General features: G+C 43.7%; 14 protein-coding genes. 8 read left to right on the top strand and 6 right to left on the bottom strand.

Annotated features, from left to right (window positions below):
• Positions 1 to 33: 33 nt before the first annotated feature.
• Together lnt and gyrA are read right to left on the bottom strand one after the other, a co-directional pair.
• Entirely contained in the window at positions 34 to 1,605 is a 1,572-nt protein-coding gene (gene lnt, locus B1A85_RS03215) for an apolipoprotein N-acyltransferase (protein ID WP_104545459.1), read from the bottom strand.
• Positions 1,606 to 1,624: 19 nt separating this feature from the next.
• Positions 1,625 to 4,207 carry a DNA topoisomerase (ATP-hydrolyzing) subunit A gene (gyrA, locus tag B1A85_RS03210; protein WP_104545458.1) on the bottom strand — a complete coding sequence of 861 codons (2,583 nt, stop codon included), beginning with the start codon at positions 4,205 to 4,207 and terminating at the stop codon, positions 1,625 to 1,627.
• 290 nt (positions 4,208 to 4,497) lie between these two features.
• On the opposite strand from gyrA, the gene B1A85_RS03205 reads away from it, so the two are divergent.
• The 6 genes from B1A85_RS03205 to B1A85_RS03185 all read left to right on the top strand — a co-directional run bounded on the left by B1A85_RS03205 (position 4,498) and on the right by B1A85_RS03185 (position 8,678).
• Entirely contained in the window at positions 4,498 to 4,686 is a 189-nt protein-coding gene (locus tag B1A85_RS03205) for a hypothetical protein (RefSeq protein WP_104545457.1), read from the top strand.
• Between the two features lie 39 nt (positions 4,687 to 4,725).
• Complete coding sequence (locus tag B1A85_RS03200; RefSeq protein WP_104545456.1) at positions 4,726 to 5,649, top strand: histone deacetylase; 924 nt, start codon at positions 4,726 to 4,728, stop codon at positions 5,647 to 5,649.
• A 313-nt stretch (positions 5,650 to 5,962) separates the two neighbouring features.
• A complete protein-coding gene (locus tag B1A85_RS23805; protein ID WP_168192336.1) occupies positions 5,963 to 6,127 on the top strand; it encodes a hypothetical protein in 165 nt (54 codons plus the stop codon).
• Between the two features lie 166 nt (positions 6,128 to 6,293).
• A complete protein-coding gene (locus B1A85_RS03195) occupies positions 6,294 to 6,704 on the top strand; it encodes a hypothetical protein (protein WP_104545455.1) in 411 nt (136 codons plus the stop codon).
• Between the two features lie 49 nt (positions 6,705 to 6,753).
• A complete protein-coding gene (gene murF / locus B1A85_RS03190; RefSeq protein WP_104545454.1) occupies positions 6,754 to 8,106 on the top strand; it encodes a UDP-N-acetylmuramoyl-tripeptide--D-alanyl-D-alanine ligase in 1,353 nt (450 codons plus the stop codon).
• Positions 8,107 to 8,135: 29 nt separating this feature from the next.
• Positions 8,136 to 8,678 (top strand): N-acetyltransferase, encoded by a 543-nt coding sequence (locus tag B1A85_RS03185; protein WP_104545453.1) that lies wholly within the window; start codon positions 8,136 to 8,138, stop codon positions 8,676 to 8,678.
• On the opposite strand, the gene mutL is transcribed toward B1A85_RS03185, so the two are convergent.
• Positions 8,675 to 10,372, bottom strand: coding sequence for a DNA mismatch repair endonuclease MutL (gene mutL / locus B1A85_RS03180; RefSeq protein WP_104545452.1), 1,698 nt, complete (start codon positions 10,370 to 10,372; stop codon positions 8,675 to 8,677). The two genes, B1A85_RS03185 and mutL, sit on opposite strands and share 4 nt — an antisense overlap.
• A gap of 360 nt (positions 10,373 to 10,732) precedes the next feature.
• Between mutL and B1A85_RS03175 the strand changes: the two genes are divergently transcribed.
• On the top strand, positions 10,733 to 11,179 hold the full coding sequence (locus B1A85_RS03175) for a rhodanese-like domain-containing protein (protein ID WP_104545451.1): 447 nt from the start codon (positions 10,733 to 10,735) through the stop codon (positions 11,177 to 11,179).
• 267 nt (positions 11,180 to 11,446) lie between these two features.
• Here B1A85_RS03175 and B1A85_RS03170 read toward each other — a convergent pair whose 3' ends face one another.
• The 3 genes from B1A85_RS03170 to B1A85_RS03160 form a co-directional block, all read right to left on the bottom strand.
• Entirely contained in the window at positions 11,447 to 12,955 is a 1,509-nt protein-coding gene (locus B1A85_RS03170; RefSeq protein WP_104545450.1) for a thioredoxin-like domain-containing protein, read from the bottom strand.
• Between the two features lie 141 nt (positions 12,956 to 13,096).
• Positions 13,097 to 13,471: a hypothetical protein gene (locus tag B1A85_RS03165; RefSeq protein ID WP_246841303.1), complete on the bottom strand. Its 375-nt coding sequence runs from the start codon at positions 13,469 to 13,471 to the stop codon at positions 13,097 to 13,099.
• 116 nt (positions 13,472 to 13,587) lie between these two features.
• A complete protein-coding gene (locus B1A85_RS03160) occupies positions 13,588 to 15,156 on the bottom strand; it encodes a hypothetical protein (protein ID WP_210404150.1) in 1,569 nt (522 codons plus the stop codon).
• 588 nt (positions 15,157 to 15,744) lie between these two features.
• On the opposite strand from B1A85_RS03160, the gene psaA reads away from it, so the two are divergent.
• A complete protein-coding gene (gene psaA, locus B1A85_RS03155; RefSeq protein ID WP_104545447.1) occupies positions 15,745 to 18,003 on the top strand; it encodes a photosystem I core protein PsaA in 2,259 nt (752 codons plus the stop codon).
• The last annotated feature ends 18 nt before the right edge of the window (positions 18,004 to 18,021 follow it).

The following is an 18,021-nucleotide window of genomic DNA, read 5'->3' as shown; positions in this document are numbered from 1 at the left end:
TACAACCACAAAGAGTAAAGCTAAGAGGAGGTTTTATTTTTGGCTGATTGGCAGAGAAGTTAATTTAGATATTACAGCTAATCCTAGTAGTAAAGGTGTCAGCCAATCTCCCCAGCGGACGTACAAAGTTTGTGTGGTACGTCGATAAATTGTGTCTGCGTGTAGTTCGTAAGTATTTATGCCAGATATCCACACTGTTCTACCGCGAGGATCGACGATACCTGAGTAGCCTGTGTTGGTTGCGCGTACTGCCCACCGATCGGTTTCGATGGCGCGCATGGTATCTTGAGCATGGTGTTGTGCGGGCATTGAAGGGCTGTAGTGCGCATTGTTTGCAGCACTGAGGATAAATTGTCCGCCGGCTGCGGCTTGGTAACGTAATTGTTCTGGAAACGCCGAACTGTAACAGATAACCGCGATCGCGCGTCCAAACGGGGTATCAAAGACTTGATCTGGCGCACCTGCTACCTGCTTTGCTTCTAGTGGCGATAACCGCCGAACAATTCTACCTAAAACTTGTTCAAATGGAATATATTCGCCAATTGGTACTAATTTCACTTTGTCGTAACGACTGAAAACTGTGCCGTCACCAGTAAGAGTAAATAAGCTGTTTGTATAATTTTGTCCTTGTTCGCCAAATGCACCGATCCAAGCAGTGACGCCTTTTTCTTTGACAGCTGAGTAGATAGAAGTTTGCAGTACTTCACTCCACATAAAAGGTAAAGCACCTTCGGGTGTTAAAACTGCTTCAACTCCTTGTTCGGCTAGCGTAATGTAACCTTCGGTGTAACCTGCGATCGCCCTTCGCAAGCCTTCAGGATAAAGTTTGATTGTGTTGGGAATATTACCTTGGATAATTCCTACTCTTAAAGCAGTCTCTGGAGGCTGTACCAACGGACGACTGTACAAACCAAAACCAACGAGATGCAACACTACAAAGAGTAAACAACTGCTAGCAAAGAGCGCTGATCCCTGACCCCCAATTCCTGACCTTTGGTATCTCATCCACGCTTCGGCGAGTAAGCCATTAATCGCAACAATCGCAGCTGTGACAGTGAGAGCACCAGAAATTTGACCGAGATGAAGAATAATTAAGTTGTGCGGACTTTGAGTGTAAGAAAGCGAAGACCAGTATAAAGGTCCTAAGCTCCATAAACTTTCTAAACCACACCACAACGCAACACCAATGAGAACGCGGGTGAATGTTCCCACACCTCGACTAAACGCTGTCATACACGCAGCCCAAATGGTCACTAAAACTGCGCCCCACAGCGTAATTGCAGTCCAACAAAATAGCGCGATCGCAATACTAGCAAGCCAAGGTACTCCCATCCACGTCATCGGGTGAACGCCGGTAATCCAAGATAAAGCGACACCGTGATACCCGATTCCCCACAGTAAAGCTGAGAGTAATTTGGTTTTTCGCGTTGTGGAAGATGCCACGATTACCCACAAGGGAACTAAGGCAATCCATGCTAAAAACCATGCTTCGACAGGGGCGACGGTTAACCCCATGAAAATACCACTGGCTAAAGCAGGAAAACCAAAGGTGGCTAATGTCCACCTCTGGTGTTGTTTACTCAATTTTGTTTTGACAATCGGCATTTTACTGATTGGTTAGCTCTTAATTTTCTGTCTCAGTTGCATCGCTAACATCAGGTGGAACTAAAGCAACAGCTGCGATCGCATCATCTTCATCTAAACGTTGCACGCGGACGCCAGTAGCCGAACGCGACTGCGGCGATATAGCTTTAACAGCTTGACGAATGATGATTCCGCGACTTGTCACCATCATTAACTCATCATCTTCATTGACAATTCGCAACGCTGCAAGTTGGTCTTTGAAGCCTTTGCGTGATTTGAACTTGGTTGCAATCTTGCCTTTAGTTGCCCGATTATATAATTTAAACTGCGTGACAGGTACGCGCTTACCGTAACCGCCCATCGTTACAATTAGTACCCACGGTCCTTGAGTCCCGTTTTCGAGCAATTCAGAGTTTTCTTCGGTTTCATCTTCATCTTCTGCTTCAGTATCTGCGGTAACGCTGCCATTGAGGTTTGCTAATACTGAACTAGGAAGAATATCCATACCGATCAGTTCATCTCCCTCGCGCAGTTTCATTGCTTTGACGCCACGTGTTGCTCGACCGAGAGGACGTAATTGTTCGTGGTCGGTTCTAAAATGAATTGCCATACCATAGCGCGAACCGATGATAATACTATCTTCGACACGAGCGCGTCGTACCCAACGCAGCTGATCGCCTTCCTCTAAGGAAATGGCAATTAAGCCGTTTGCTCGAATGTTGCTAAAGGCGCTGAGTTCAGTTTTTTTGATGTAGCCTCCGCGTGTCAGCATGACGAGGTATTCGTCACTACTAAATTCGTTAACTGGAACTACCGAGGTAATTTTTTCATCTTTGGGAATCGGTAGCATCTGCACTATCGGCGTACCCCGACTTGTGCGCGAACCGATCGGAATTTGATAAGCTTTGAGGCAATAGACAACACCGCGATCGCTAAAGAATAAAACACTATCGTGGTCGCAGCACGTTAAGAAATGCTCAATTCCGTCGTCTTCTTTCATCCGCGTTGCGGCTTTTCCGCGAGTAGCCCGACTTTGTGCCTCAAAAGCATCGATGGGCATTCGTTTGATGTAACCTTGTTCTGTCACCAGAATTAAAGCTTTCTCGTTGGCAATTAAGTCCGTATCGCCAATTTCGCCCTCATCTGGTTCAATCACTGTTCGCCGCGGTGTTGCATGCGTTGCTTTAATCTGCGTGACTTCATTTTCAATAATTTCCAAGACACGTTCGCGCCGTGCTAAGATGTCACGCAAATCGGCAATCTGTAGCTGTAGTTCTTCGTGTTCTTGGCGAATTTTTTCAGCTTCTAGCGCTGTGAGTCGCCGCAACTGCATTTGCAAGATGGCATCTGCTTGGGCGTCTGATAAACCATAACTTTCAATGAGTTCGTGACGCGCTGTCGGTGCATCAGCTGCATGACGAATCAGTTCAATAATTCGGTCTAAGTTTGCTAAGGCAATCAATAATCCTTGCAACAGATGATCGCGTTCCTCTGCTTTGCGCAATTCATAGCGCGTTCTCCGGCTAATGGCATCGATGCGGAAGTCTAAGAAGACATTGAGAAATTGTTTAATTGTGAGTAGTTGCGGTTCGCCATTGACTAGAGCCAACATATTGGCTCCAAAGTTCGCTTGTAAAGGCGTTTGCTTGTACAAGTTATTGAGAACAACGCGCGGATAAGCATTGTTTTTCAGTTCAATGACTATCCGCATACCGTCGCGATCGCTTTCATCGCGAATATCTGCTATGCCTTCTAGCCGCTTTTCGTTCACCATTTCCGCGATACGTTCGATTAACGCGGCTTTATTCGTTTGATACGGCAGTTCAGTAATCACAATGGCTTCGCGTTCGGGGCGTCCGCGTTGTTCGATAGTTTCAATGTTCGCTACACCACGCATGGTAATTGAACCGCGCCCAGTTGTATAAGCTTCGCGAATACCTCCTGTTCCTAATACCTGTCCTCCTGTAGGAAAATCAGGACCAGGAATATACTGCATTAATTGATTGTCTGTAATTTCTGGATTGCGAATTAACGCAACTAATCCATCGATTAACTCACCTAAATTGTGCGGCGGAATATTCGTCGCCATCCCAACGGCAATTCCAGAAGCCCCATTCAGAAGAAGTTGCGGAACGCGTGCTGGTAAAACTATCGGTTCTTGCTGCGAACCATCAAAATTATCGATAAAATCTACTGTTTCTGATTCAATATCTCGTAGCAGAGCATCACCTGTAAAGGCTTGCAAGCGACATTCGGTGTATCGCATTGCTGCTGGTGGATCGTTATCTACTGAACCAAAATTTCCATGTCCATCAATCAATGGCAGTCGCATGGAAAAATCCTGCGCCATACGCACAAGTGCGTCATACACCGAACCATCACCATGCGGGTGATATTTTCCTAAAACTTCCCCAACGACACGGGCACATTTCCGAAAAGGGCGATCCGACGTTAAGCCCAATTCATGCATTGCATAGAGGATGCGACGATGCACAGGTTTCAGACCATCCCTGGCATCTGGCAGTGCTCGACCTACAATAACGCTCATCGCATATTCTAGGTAAGACCGCGACATCTCATTACGCAGATCAGTCGGGATAATCCTATCCTGAGAGCTTGTCATATTGTGAAAAACTCCAAAAATCTGACATTATCAGTCGTTAAAGTGGAAAAATGCCAAATTATTCCAATTTACTGCTGAATATTTGTTAAATCATGCTACAATTTTAGCACATTTTCCCTACACTCTGTGGGGAAGCTAAAGCCCTACGACGTGCGAGGGGCGCAAGTTCATTCGCGATCGCACTTATGCAATCTCATCAACTCACAAACTGGAAATTTAAGTCTGAAGGTAGTGTGTGCGATCTCAGCGCGTAACTTACACTGAGGCGTGTGTAAATTCAAAGAATTCTTATGGCAGAAAACGAACGACCAGAAGACGTCTTATCACCCGAAGTGTTAGACAAAATTAAGCATCCGCCAGCAATTGACGATACGATGCAGCAGTTGTCTACAGAAGAAGTGATGAATAATCCGGCAATGACACCGCCCACAATCGATGACTCGATGGAAGAAAGAAGCGATTGGAAGCGCGAGGAGTAAGGATAAAATTTGATCGAGGATTCTATCGCCGCTTGCCATATGCTGCCAATCATTTATTCTGACGAGTTTCTCGAACACAAAACCGGACGATTCCATCCAGAAACACCAGGACGTTTAAGCGCGATCGCAACTGCTCTCAAACAAGCTGATTTTGCCCACAAATTAGAATGGCGGTCGCCAACTCCAGTAGCAGAATCACCAGCATTAACGCTTGTCGAGCAAATTCACGCGTCAGAATACATAAACCTCGTTCGCTATATAGCTAGTACTGGTGGCGGTTATCTAGAACCAGACACGCCCGTTTCACCCCGCAGCTACGACGTGGCATTATTAGCAGTCAGCGCATGGCTAGACGGCGTTAACAGCGTTTTAGTAACTCAAAACCCAGCTTTTGTGCTGACACGTCCTCCAGGACATCATGCCCAAAGCGATCGCGGTATGGGATTTTGTTTATTTTCAAATGCAGCGATCGCCGCACATTACGCGCTAGAACAACCTAATATCAACCGCGTCGCTATTCTCGATTGGGACGTGCATCACGGTAATGGAACTCAAGCGATCGTTGAAAACCATCCTCAAATCGCTTTTTGCTCGCTGCATCAATCTCCCTGTTATCCTGGTACAGGACACGCATCTGAGCAAGGTAAATTCAATAATGTTTTAAATTTACCCGTGTCGCCTGGTAGTACCATGGAAACCTATCAACTTTTGTTTGAAGCAAAGGTGATGCCATTTTTATCTAGCTTTCAACCCGACCTGCTGATTGTTAGTGCGGGATACGATGCAAATGCGGCTGATCCCCTAGCAGAGATTGCATTACAACCTCAAGATTACGGCAAATTTACAGAATACTGTTTACAGATAACCCGTAGAGTTGTTTTTGGTTTAGAGGGTGGTTATGATTTTTCTGCGCTTTCGCAATCAGTTGTCGCTACGTTAGAAAAGTGCTTGGTTTACGTTTAACTTGCAATTTGCGCGAAACTTAAGAAGCATTTGTGGTAGACACCCCACGAGAAGTCAACGCTAAGATGAATTAATTTGTCATAGTATTAAAGACATTCATATTTAGCTGGGAAAAACAGTGTAATTAAATACATTTTTCCCAATCTTGTCAGAAAAAACAATCTTTTTGAAAAGAAAAGCTCTTAGGCGTATAATTACAGGTGTAACAAATTGTTAAGAAACCAGAGTTGGTAATTTCTCTGTGGAATTTAACAGCAATAGTGTGGAGAAATAAATAAGCACTATTGATTGCCTGAAGGTGAGTAAAAAAGTTATGACAACATACATTTTGTTTGAAACTGCTTTAGAGATGGTCAAAAACGCCTACCTAGCATCTGCTTTGATATTGATTGCTATTTCTGGTATTGGCTTAGTCGCGATCGCGCTGATTGAAAGAGACGTTCCTAATTCCGATACGCATCAGCAGCATCATATTTAGTGTCATCACAGCTAGCCTATTGTCCTAAGCTCGCAAGTTAGTGCTTTTGGCTCGGTCATACCCAATAACGGTCAACAAATAATTCATCTACCCTAAGGTACATTTTTATCCTTCTTTAGATATACTTATCTGAACTATTATTTGTGCTACAGAAGGAACCTAGGGTATGACTTGCGTAGAGTTGGAAAGGGAAATCGCCAAATTGGCAATGGCAATGATGACCCAAAATTCGCAGATAGGGAAAGCTTTAATTAGTCATCTCAAAGCTCAACTTACCACCGAAGCAGTCGCTGGGATAGTTATCATTAGCATCGAGCGCGTACTTTGGTTTGATCCCAACTCAGTATTGTGGACAGTCAACCATCTTCTTCCCGCGGATATCTATCAAGAAATTCAAAATACTTTTTTGGTACATTTTTACAAGCAGTTAATTAACAAAGGTTTCGTTCCAGGAAAAGACTTTAGTATTGATGCCAAAAGTCAACTACTGTTAAATTCACAAGCTAAGATGGCAATGTTTAGTAACTTGATTGAGAACAACCTTAAAACTTTATCGCCACAAATCGCTGTAAAGTGAAGAACAGGGAAATTTCCTCTGACGCTGAATCTCTCTATAATTCGTACCTATGCCTTGTTGTGGTACTTTAAATCAATTGACTCAAGTTTTAGCCGCTAAACCGGTTTTACCCAATACTGAGGTCAACGCGCAGTTTATAGGTATTAATACAGATACCCGCACTATAAAACCAGGCGAAATTTTCGTCGCTCTACGCGGAGAGAAATTCGACGGTCATAATTTTGTATCCGTAGCAATAGAAAAAGGAGCGATCGCGGCGATCGTTGATTCTGACTTTCAATCACCAACTGAATCAATACCGTTTCTACAAGTAGAAAATACTTTAACAGCTTACCAACAAATTGCGCATTGGTGGCGTCAGCAATTTTCTATTCCGGTGATTGCAATTACAGGTTCGGTTGGCAAGACAACAACCAAGGAACTCATTGCCGCCGTTTTAGCCACACAAGGCTCTGTTCTCAAAACTCAAGCAAATTATAACAACGAAATTGGTGTTCCAAAAACTTTATTAGAACTTGGTTCAGAACACGATTACGCAGTCGTTGAAATGGCAATGCGGGCAAAAGGTGAAATTGCTCTACTAACGCAAATAGCTTGTCCGACAATTGGGGTGATTACAAACGTGGGAACTGCCCACATTGAAAGATTAGGCTCAGAACAAGCGATCGCAGAAGCCAAGTGCGAATTGTTAGCGGAAATGGCAAATTCTGCGGTAGCAATTCTCAATCACGATAACTCTCGTCTTATGAAAACTGCGGCAACGGTTTGGCAAGGTCAAACTGTTACTTACGGCTTAGAAGGCGGAGATATTTGTGGAGAAATTATCGACGCTCGTATCATTGTTAATGGCAGAGAATTCACTTTACCGCTACCAGGACGACACAATGCGGCTAATTTTCTGGCAGCTTTGGCAGTTGCTCAGGTTTTACAAATCGATTGGTCATGCTTAACTAAGGGTTTAGTAGTCGATATGCCGAGTGGGCGATCGCAGCGTTATGAATTACCAAACGATGTGATAATCTTAGACGAGAGTTATAATGCTGCACCAGAAGCAATGAAAGCAGCGTTACATTTACTTGCAGAAACACCAGGAAGGCGACGAATTGCTGTGTTGGGTGCAATGAAAGAATTGGGAGAGCGATCGCGGCAGTTGCACCAAGAAGTAGGAAACTTAGTCGCTCAACTCAAGATTGATTTATTGATGGTTTTCATTGACGGTGAAGATGCACAAGCGATTGCCCAAAATGCCACAGGTGTTTCGGTAGAATGTTTTTCTAGCCACGAAGGTATCATTGAACGGTTGCGAGAGATTGCTACAGAAGGCGATCGAATCCTTTTTAAAGCTGCACATTCGATAGGTTTAGACCGAGTTGTTAATCAATTTCGCGCTGATTTTACTTAGTAATTAGAATAGCCATTCTTTTGTAGGTAATGCGAATTATTAACTTAAATGGTGCTGGTCGAGATGTATTAGAGCAAGTAGCAATTTTATTAGTTGATTCTTTTAAAGAACATTGGACAACCTTTGATAGCGCTTTTCAAGAAGTTCAAGAATCATTAACATCAGATAGAATTAGTCGTGTTGCAGTAGATAAAAACGGTATAGTTTTAGGCTGGATTGGTGGAATAAGTCAATACAGTGGTAATGTTTGGGAACTACACCCTTTAGTTGTTCGTAGCGAGTTTCGTCATCAAGGAATTGGTAGCGCACTTGTTTTAGACTTAGAAAATAAAGTAAGGGAACGGGGTGGTTTAACACTTTGGTTAGGTACAGATGACGAAGATAACATGACGTCACTATCAGACATTAATCTGTATCCTAATGTGTGGAAACACATTGCTAATATCAAAAATTTACGCGGTCATCCTTACGAATTTTATCAAAAGTTAGGATTTGTCATTGTCGGAGTTATGCCCGATGCAAATGGTGTAGGGAAACCCGATATTTATATGGCAAAAAGTTTAAGAAATTAAATACCGTGACTTTTACCAATTACCCAATGACGGCGGAAGAAACGAGATAAAGCTGATTCTTCTAAAGATAAATAGATAGGACGTCCGTGCGGACAAGTTCTCGGGTTACGCGTGCGTTGCCATTGGTTTAAAAGCGTCTGCATTTCTTCTAAAGTTAACTCTGTACCATTGCGAATTGCACTACGACAAGCAACGGCTACTTGTGCCGTTTGTAAATCTCCACCTAAGCTAAGTTCTAATAATGCATCAGCACAATCATCGCGTGCTTGTAACATCGCTGGAATATTACGAATTGCCCACATTTGTTCGCCAAAAGGCTCAATTTCTATCCCAATCCGTTCGAGTTGCGATCGCTGTGCTGGCGAAAGAGCATTTAAAATCACTGACGGCTCTAATGCCACAAGTTGCCAATTATCGACTAATTGTTCGTACAAAACACGTTCGTGTGCAATATGCTGTTCGACTAACCACAATCCTCCCGGATGTTCTGCCACGATATAGGTATTGTTGACTTGTGCAACAGCTTTGAGGATGTAAGTAGGAGGACAGCTATTATGAGATTCTACTTTAGTGTTTTGAATTTGGCGGTTATAGTGGTAACCACTAGTAGCTTCAGCAGCTTTAATTAATTTACTCACTCGTGAGTTATGTAAAGATTCAGGAATCGTTTCAGGATGAATGCGTAACGCTTGTTCAATAGCTTGTGTAACTTTTTCTTGCCAATACTCTAAATGATGCAGATAAATTTCTGCTTTTGCAGGGTGGCGGTTCCAATTGACATGATTAGGCGCAACTTGAAGATGCAAGAAACATATCGGATAGCGATCGCGCGGTAATGTTCTTGCTGTTGCAGTTATTATGGTTTGCTCAAGTTCTGGTAATTTTACTCTACGTCCGTTGACAGCAACTCTCACCCAATCGGGACGATGGCGATGACAGCGATCGGGTAAGCCTAAAACTAAGTTGAGAAAAGCGCGTGTTGCAGTAGGTGAAGTATCTGGGTTGGGAACTTCGACTGTCAATTCTTGTAAATCACCGACACGCACTTGACGAAGCATTTGCGGTAATAATTGTTGAGAGGTTTTGCCAGCACTGATGTTGAACCACTCGCGATCGTCTTGCCAAACTTGCCAAGTCACGTGCGGGTGACACAAAGCAATCTGCTGAATTGTACTTTGCACCGCTTTCATCTGCTGTGCGATCGCAGGTAATCCTTCGCGGTAGTTGGGTAAATTGCCGAATAAGTCTGATACGGTAACAACTGTACCAGGCGCGATCGCCGCTGTTGCTGCTTCTAAGACTTTTCCTCCCGCATCGTAGCGGACGTACCATCCTTCACTAGTTAGGGCTGGACGGCTCATAATTTCTAGGTTTGCTAATTGCGTTAGGCTGTGTAGCGCTTCACCGCGAAACCCTAAGCTAGTAATCTTCCACAAATCGTCACAGCTGCGAATTTTACTTGTACTGTGTGCTGTTGCGGCTTGCCGTAAATCTGTCAGTTTCATTCCACAACCATTATCTGCAACTCGTACGCGCCATTGCTGTGTCCACAAAGCTACAACAATCCGCGTTGCACCAGCATCGAGAGAATTCTCTACTAATTCGCGAACAACCGCTGCTATCGAGTCTATGACTTCTCCCGCAGCAATTAAATTAATAACTTCTTCTGGTAAAGTATAAATACTGGATAACATATAATCCAGTGTTTGATTAACTAACAATTTAACTCAATTCCGATTGAAGGTTTTCTTGGATCAACAATCAACTAAAAATACTTAAAAAAAATTATTTTAGATATTTACCATATCATTTTAGAATTAATTATTGATTTTATTTAATTAAACGCGCTCGTCGTTCTAACTAAGCTGAATCTTCTGCAAGATGTACAAAAAATCAACCGCAGCACAGATTTTTAATAAAAATTAACACGGGGTATAATTGAAGATTTAAACTATTCCTAAAGAAAGATATTATAAACGTTCATTCTAAAGAAAGATCGTATAGTTTGTATTACTTGATAAATTGCGAATGAGCAGAAAAGAGAGGAACCTTGTATGAACAATCCTTTAGGCGGTATTATCCCAGATCAGCCACCTATTGACTCGCAGTCTAACGTCCACGAACTGAAGTCGCGTCTAGAATGGGGCGAGCCAGCATTTACTATTTTAGACATACGCGATCGCAATACCTATAACGACGGTCATATTATGGGTGCGATGTCCATGCCGATGGAAGAATTAGTAGAGCGTGCTGAAAGCTCACTCGCTAAGAGCCGTGACGTATATGTTTACGGCGAAACTGACGAACAAACAGCGCAAGCAGCACAGCAACTACGCGCTGCTGGGTTTGAGCATATCTCAGAACTCAAAGGTGGACTACCCGCATGGAAAGCTGTAGGCGGTCCTACTGAAGGTATTGTAGAGTCTAGAACTCCAGCCGGGGCAGATGATTATAATGTTGTTTCGCGTATGCAAAATCAAGCAGAAACTCAACAGAAGTAACTCCTAGCCTAACAACGTACTTTGTAAAATTTACATACAGTCATCACAACAGCTATCAAACAATCCCTTGTACTACAAATTCTCCTATCTCAATGCATAGGTTTGAGGTAGGAGATTTAATTTTTTTGTTATGGCGTAAAGGTTTTACCGCGCACTGTAATAGTTCGAGCAAACATAAAGCTCAAGATGTGCTTGGAAACACATAGTGGCGAAACATATTTGACAGTTAATTTTTTGATTTTTCTCATGGGGAAGCATAGATACTCTCTAGATTTTTTCAGGAGGAAAACACAAGTCTGGAGCACATAAGTTCGGAAAACGCATAGTTGTGATTTCTAACGTGTCAAGGTGTATGCATCGAATCGCATGATTATTTGTATCAGCAACAAAGAGAAAGCAATTTATCCCACTTAGCCCCGAAGGTTCAGAGAATTGAGCATTTTTGCTGTTGCTGCGATCGCCCACCGCAACTCCTAGCACAGTCTGACAAGTACCTGTTCGCGGGTCTACACGTTTGATTTTGTGGTTGTAAGTGTCAGCAATCCACAGTTGTTCTTGGAAATATTCTACGCCCAGACAGTGTTGTAGACGTACTTCTGCCCCTACGCCATCAACATCGCCAAAGCCAAATAAATCACCGCTACCACATACAGTTGTGACGCGTGAATCTTCTAGATTGATTTGACGAATCGAACTAACTTCACTATCGGCAATATACAAGTTTTTACCATCAGTGGTGATACTACTAGGTTGAGCAAAAGCTGATTCTGTTAGAGTACCATCCATACAAGCTTCTGCACCCCTACCAGCATAAGTGGCGATCGCCAATGTTTCGAGTTGTAACTCCCAAATTTGATGCGAACCAGCCATCGCGATAAATAAAGAATTGCCTACTTGTTGCACATCCCAAGGCGAATTAAGCGCAGTTGCTAAGCCAGCACCTTGTTGATGCGGTTGAATATTGCGACTTTGTTCGCCTGTACCTGCGATGGTTTCCACAACTTGACGCCGCACATCGATTCGACGTATTGTATGATTCTCCGTATCAGCTACGTATAGTAATTGCTTTTCAGGATCAAAAGACATTCCCTGAGGACTAGAAAATTGTGCTTCACTAAACGAACCATCGCGTAATCCGGCTTTACCAGTACCAATTACATACCGCAATTCTCCCTCTAAAGTGCTCGCAACAATGCGATGATGACCAGAGTCAGCAACGAATAAACTAGATGTTGTGGCTAACACCTTTCCAGGGAAAGCCAACGGTGTTATTAAGGGTTGGCGTTGTTTTTCTAGAGTAGGATTGAGTGCTTGTGCTGAGAGTGTCCCTGTTTGCTTGTGTTTCTCAATCAACTGCGCAACTAATTGGTCTATAGCATCGCGATGACCTTCACCAGATAGGGAATTAACTACATAGCCTTCAGGATCGATAATTATTAGTGTTGGCCAAGCACGCACCGCATATTGCTGCCAAACTTTAAACCCACTATCAACGAGCACTGGATGTTCAATGTCGTAGCGCAAAACCGCTTGACGGATATTCTCAACTTCTTTCTCATTGTCAAACTTAGCCGAGTGAATACCAATGAGTGTTAGGTTATCTTTGTACTTTTGTTCGAGATATTTTAAGTCAGGCAGGATGTGTAAGCAGTTGATACAGCAGTACGTCCAGAAGTCTAAAATAATGACTTGACCTCGCAGTTGCTGTAGTGATAGAGGATGCTCTACATTCAGCCAAGCTTGGTTTTGGGGAAGTTGTGGCGCTCTGACTCGCATAGCTTGCTTTCTTTGGCGTTTATCGTCACTCTGCTAAAATAGCAGCGCAATCAAATAACCTGGCAGTGACTCTATATAGTGATAGTGTCAACTCCAGGTTACCGATTCAGCTATAAGAAGTTTCAGAAGATCTACTTGTTTTTATTTGTTCTCAACTTTGCTTTGAGCTTCTTCCATAGCAGCTTTTTTGTCTGCCTCGTTTGGATTAAATGTTACACCTGTTTGACGTGCCTTTAGTTCTAAAGTTTCAGGAATATTTTCTCCAAGCTTTTTAATGTTTTTCAGACCGGTATCACCTATAGGGCGTTCAGCGCTATCACCAAAGTCTTCAGCTTTTTCTTTGATACGCTTCATTGTTTCACTCGTGACAGGATTCTCGTCTAATTGTGAATTAGCAGGAGCAGCCTGAGCTTGTAAAAGTACACTTTGATTGAAGACTGGAGCTACTAAGAATGTCACAGCTACCAAGAATACTGTAATGATGTGACGCAATCCTACATTTTTTAACCAATTCATCCTTAATTTCATGTTCCTCTCCGTCAATTTTGAATCGTAACTTTCTAACTTTTTACTTTTTTGGGAATAACATCTTCTCCCTAGGGTTAGAAAGTTTTTATTAGATAAGACCCTTTTTACCTACTTAGTTCTGGTTGGACGACATCATTATTATCTGTAGCAGCTGGTTCTAATTCTTCCTCTGTTGCACCTGGAGTAGTAACGTCTTCGGTTGGTGAAGGTGCTAAGTCAATTTCTGGCGTTGATGGTGGTTCTGGTGATACTGGAGTCATCAAACGACGCCGGAAGCGATTGAAAAATCCTCCAGGCTTTTCTAAGGGTTGTGCGCGTTCCAGCATCGGTGTCGGTTCGGATGCTTCTGGAAGCGTTTCTTCAGATGGTGCGTTCGGAAGTTCGGCTTCTGGTGAAGTTTGCGGTTCTGTTTCTATTTCCGGTATATCTTGTGTTGGTGCAGGACTTTCCGGCTTTTCGGGTACTGTTTCCTCGTATCCCTTGGGTAGTTCCGGTTCTATGGGTGTCACGCTCGGTGTAGGTTCAATTTCACGACGCCGGAAGCGATTGAAAAATCCACCTGGTTTTTGGTCTTCTAAATTAGCATCGCCTTTAATTGCTGGTTCGGTTGATTCTAATAGAGTTTTTGCTTCACTGTCTTGCGGTGGTTGTTGAACTTCTTCGTCTAATGGTGCTTCTGGAAGTTCTAGTTGTACTTCTGGGGAGGGTGTAACTTCAGGTACTGGTGTTGGAGATGGTGTTGGAGTAGGTGCAATACTGGGAGGCTCGGTAATATTAACGTAATTTGGATCGACAATGCCGCGTGCTTCAGCTAATGATATTTGTCCTTTAACTAACTTTCCTAGCGTATCCGTCGCTGTCGGGTCATACGTCACAAGTCGAACTGTATTATTAAAAACGTTCGGTAGAGAGTTACCTTGCTCGTCAATAAACTCTAACTGAATCCAATTTCTTCCAGGTTGCAAGCCTTGAAGATACAGCGGTTGCCAGCGATCGATAATAAAGCTTTCACCGTTAATGGTACAGCGAATACGCCAATCAGCAATATTACTTTGTTGATTTGCCTGCGCAACAAGGTGTAGTGGAGCATTGGTTAAGTAAAAATCAAGGAGAACTGGCTCTGCGCTTACTGTTCCTTGTGGCGTATTATACGTTAGCAACGGCTTGTCCAAATTAGGACTATTGTTGTCGTCCTTCGCAAAGATATGGAACGTTGTTTGAGCGTAAGCGCCTTCATTCTTGAAGCTTTCATTCCAAGGGTAAGTAGCAAAAACGCGTAGAGTATGCGTTCCCGGAGCTAAATCCGAAAAAATGAGCGGCTCGTCAAGATTGTAAACACTTATGTATGGTTGGTTATCGAGGATGACATTGAGGTGAGGACCTAAATTCAGTTCTTCGTTTTTAAAGACTGGTAAATCTTGAACTTGCAAGCGAGCGTTAATTGTATCGTCTTGCAAAATTTCGCCTGGCTGCGGACTCAAGATTGACACCTGTGGGCGGCGACTTTCTAAGCTTTGGCGTAGCTGCTGAATTACTTCAGGTGGAGAAACTTCGGCGATCTTTGTAGAACGTGGAGCAGTACTAGAAACTGAGCGCGTGGCGTCTAGATTACGTGCTTTTTCGGTAACGCGATCGCCACAACTGATCGAACTTAAGACGATTAGCCCTGTCATGAAAAATGACACAATTACTTTGATAACTTTTTGCCACCAATTTATATCCAACACGTCGCTGACCCCTTGGAACTGACGTCAAACTTCCCTAGTGTATTACTGCTATTTTTCATTAATTCTCAGTATTAGTTACTAGTATGACTGTGGTAAAAATAGCTTTAGCAAATAGGTAGCAAATATCAATCAAACACCGAACGCAAGTGAGCAACGAAATCTTTGATGCACAAAGCTTTGAGCATCTCTCCTTAATATTTATTTACTCCACAGGCGTGCATTTATTTGAACTATAAGTTTTACGAATGATTGAGCTTTGTAAATTATATGAAGATTCTCTTGACTTTTTTTCCATTGGTTTGAACTTGCATAGCAGAATTGACTTACTCTCCAGGGTTTTTGAATTATTGTTAAAATACTTTCAACACTCAGGTAATCATGACCCTATAATTCATCAGAAAGCACTTTCCACGAGCGACCTTCATTGCTGAATCAACTGAACTCCTCTTTTTTAGGATGAAAGTAATGACTCAGCCCGAAGACCGCTAGTGGCGTTCACAAGTTCTGTTTCCTTGTCTAGAGAGGAGAGTCTAAATGACGATGAGTCCTCCGGAGCGAGAGGAAAAAAAGGCAAGGGTTATCGTCGATAACGACCCTGTACCCACTTCATTTGAAAAATGGGGACAGCCTGGTCACTTTGATCGCACCTTAGCTAAAGGTCCCAAAACAACTACCTGGATTTGGAACCTACACGCTCTCGCCCATGATTTTGATACTCATACCAGCGACCTAGAAGACATCTCGCGCAAGATCTTTGCGGCGCACTTTGGTCAGCTGGCTGTGATCTTCCTCTGGTTGAGCGGCATGGAATTTCATGGCGCTCGCTTTTCAAACTACGAAGCTTGGCTAAGCGACCCAATTGGGATCAAGCCAAGTGCGCAAGTTGTTTGGCCAATTGTTGGTCAAGATATTCTTAATGCCGATGTTGGCGGTGGTTTCCACGGTATCCAAATTACTTCTGGATTATTCCAAGTTTGGCGTGCTGCTGGTTTTACAAATTCCTTCCAACTCTACGTAACTGCAATTGGCGGTTTAGTGGCAGCAGCTTTAATGCTATTTGCAGGTTGGTTCCACTACCACAAGCGCGCTCCTAAACTGGAATGGTTCCAGAATGCGGAGTCGATGCTCAACCACCACTTGGCAGGCTTACTAGGCTTAGGTTGTTTATCTTGGGCAGGTCACCAAATTCACGTAGCTTTACCAGTTAATAAGCTGCTGGATGCGGGAGTAGCACCCAAGGACATTCCCCTACCCCACGAATTCATCCTGAATAATAGCTTGATGGCAGAGTTGTATCCTAGTTTCGCCAAGGGCTTAACTCCCTTCTGGACATTAAACTGGGGACAATATGCTGACTTTCTCACCTTTAAGGGCGGATTAAACCCTGTAACAGGTGGTTTATGGTTGACTGATACAGCGCACCATCACTTGGCGTTGGCTGTGCTGTTCATCGTGGCGGGTCATATGTACCGTACCAACTGGGGTATCGGTCACAGTATTAAGGAAATTCTAGAGAACCATAAAGGTCCTTTCACAGGTGACGGACATAAAGGTCTCTACGAGAACATGACTACGTCCTGGCACGCGCAGCTAGGAACCAACCTAGCAATGCTGGGTTCGCTGACAATTATTGTGGCGCATCATATGTACGCGATGCCTCCGTATCCGTACTTGGCAACTGACTACGCCACAGCGCTATCGATCTTTACGCACCACATGTGGATTGGCGGCTTCTTAATTGTTGGTGGAGCAGCACACGCGACGATATTCATGGTGCGCGATTACGATCCAGCAGTGAACCAAAACAACGTGCTCGATCGAGTAATTCGTCACCGCGATGCGATTATTTCGCACCTCAATTGGGTATGTATGTTCCTTGGCTTCCACAGCTTTGGTTTATATATCCATAACGACACGATGCAAGCGTTAGGTCGTCCGCAAGATATGTTTTCGGACACCGCAATTCAATTGCAGCCTGTGTTTGCACAGTTTGTCCAAAACATCCACACTCTAGCACCTGGTTCTACAGCACCTAATGCGCTTGAACCTGTGAGCTATGCTTTTGGTGGTGGTGTAGTGGCTGTAGGTGGCAAAATTGCCATGATGCCGATCGCCTTGGGTACGGCGGATTTCATGATCCACCACATCCATGCTTTCCAAATTCACGTTACAGTATTGATTCTACTGAAGGGCTTCTTATTTGCTCGAAACTCGCGTTTGATTCCAGATAAAGCAAATCTTGGCTTCCGCTTCCCCTGCGATGGTCCAGGACGCGGTGGTACCTGTCAAGTATCAGGTTGGGATCACGTGTTCTTAGGTTTATTCTGGATGTTTAACACGATCGCGATCGCAGTCTACCACTTCAGCTGGAAGATGCAGTCGGATGTGTGGGGAACGATTGACCCAGACGGTACCATAGCGCATATCACGGGTGGTAACTTTGCCATGAGTGCAAATACCATCAATGGTTGGCTGCGTGACTATCAATGGGCGCAAGCAGCGCAAGTGATTCAGTCCTACGGCTCGGCACTCTCTGCATACGGTCTGCTGTTCCTAGGCGCTCACTTTGTTTGGGCTTTTAGCCTCATGTTCCTCTTCAGCGGACGTGGTTATTGGCAAGAGCTGATCGAGTCGATCGTTTGGGCACATAATAAACTAAAGGTCGCCCCAACAATTCAACCCCGCGCGCTAAGTATTATTCAAGGTCGTGCGGTAGGAGTAGCTCACTACTTGTTAGGAGCGATCGTTACAATCTGGGCGTTCTTCGAGGCGCGCATAATTTCAGTAGGTTAGCATTTAGCCATCAGCACG

The organism is Chroococcidiopsis sp. TS-821, from assembly GCF_002939305.1.
In the GTDB taxonomy this organism is placed as follows: Bacteria; Cyanobacteriota; Cyanobacteriia; order Cyanobacteriales; family Chroococcidiopsidaceae; genus Chroogloeocystis.
This window is presented reverse-complemented; position numbering and strand designations above follow the sequence as displayed.

What these genes read in the sequence shown, in the direction of transcription:
- psaA (WP_104545447.1), top strand. Translation starts at nt 15,745, where the DNA reads ATGACGATGAGTCCTCCGGAGCGAGAGGAAAAAAAGGCAAGGGTTATC.
- B1A85_RS03195 (WP_104545455.1), top strand. Translation starts at nt 6,294, where the DNA reads ATGACTTGCGTAGAGTTGGAAAGGGAAATCGCCAAATTGGCAATGGCA.
- B1A85_RS03170 (WP_104545450.1), bottom strand. Translation starts at nt 12,955, where the DNA reads ATGCGAGTCAGAGCGCCACAACTTCCCCAAAACCAAGCTTGGCTGAAT.
- mutL (WP_104545452.1), bottom strand. Translation starts at nt 10,372, where the DNA reads ATGTTATCCAGTATTTATACTTTACCAGAAGAAGTTATTAATTTAATT.
- lnt (WP_104545459.1), bottom strand. Translation starts at nt 1,605, where the DNA reads ATGCCGATTGTCAAAACAAAATTGAGTAAACAACACCAGAGGTGGACA.
- B1A85_RS03200 (WP_104545456.1), top strand. Translation starts at nt 4,726, where the DNA reads ATGCTGCCAATCATTTATTCTGACGAGTTTCTCGAACACAAAACCGGA.
- B1A85_RS03185 (WP_104545453.1), top strand. Translation starts at nt 8,136, where the DNA reads ATGCGAATTATTAACTTAAATGGTGCTGGTCGAGATGTATTAGAGCAA.
- murF (WP_104545454.1), top strand. Translation starts at nt 6,754, where the DNA reads ATGCCTTGTTGTGGTACTTTAAATCAATTGACTCAAGTTTTAGCCGCT.
- B1A85_RS03205 (WP_104545457.1), top strand. Translation starts at nt 4,498, where the DNA reads ATGGCAGAAAACGAACGACCAGAAGACGTCTTATCACCCGAAGTGTTA.
- gyrA (WP_104545458.1), bottom strand. Translation starts at nt 4,207, where the DNA reads ATGACAAGCTCTCAGGATAGGATTATCCCGACTGATCTGCGTAATGAG.
- B1A85_RS03160 (WP_210404150.1), bottom strand. Translation starts at nt 15,156, where the DNA reads ATGACAGGGCTAATCGTCTTAAGTTCGATCAGTTGTGGCGATCGCGTT.
- B1A85_RS03165 (WP_246841303.1), bottom strand. Translation starts at nt 13,471, where the DNA reads ATGAATTGGTTAAAAAATGTAGGATTGCGTCACATCATTACAGTATTC.
- B1A85_RS03175 (WP_104545451.1), top strand. Translation starts at nt 10,733, where the DNA reads ATGAACAATCCTTTAGGCGGTATTATCCCAGATCAGCCACCTATTGAC.
- B1A85_RS23805 (WP_168192336.1), top strand. Translation starts at nt 5,963, where the DNA reads ATGACAACATACATTTTGTTTGAAACTGCTTTAGAGATGGTCAAAAAC.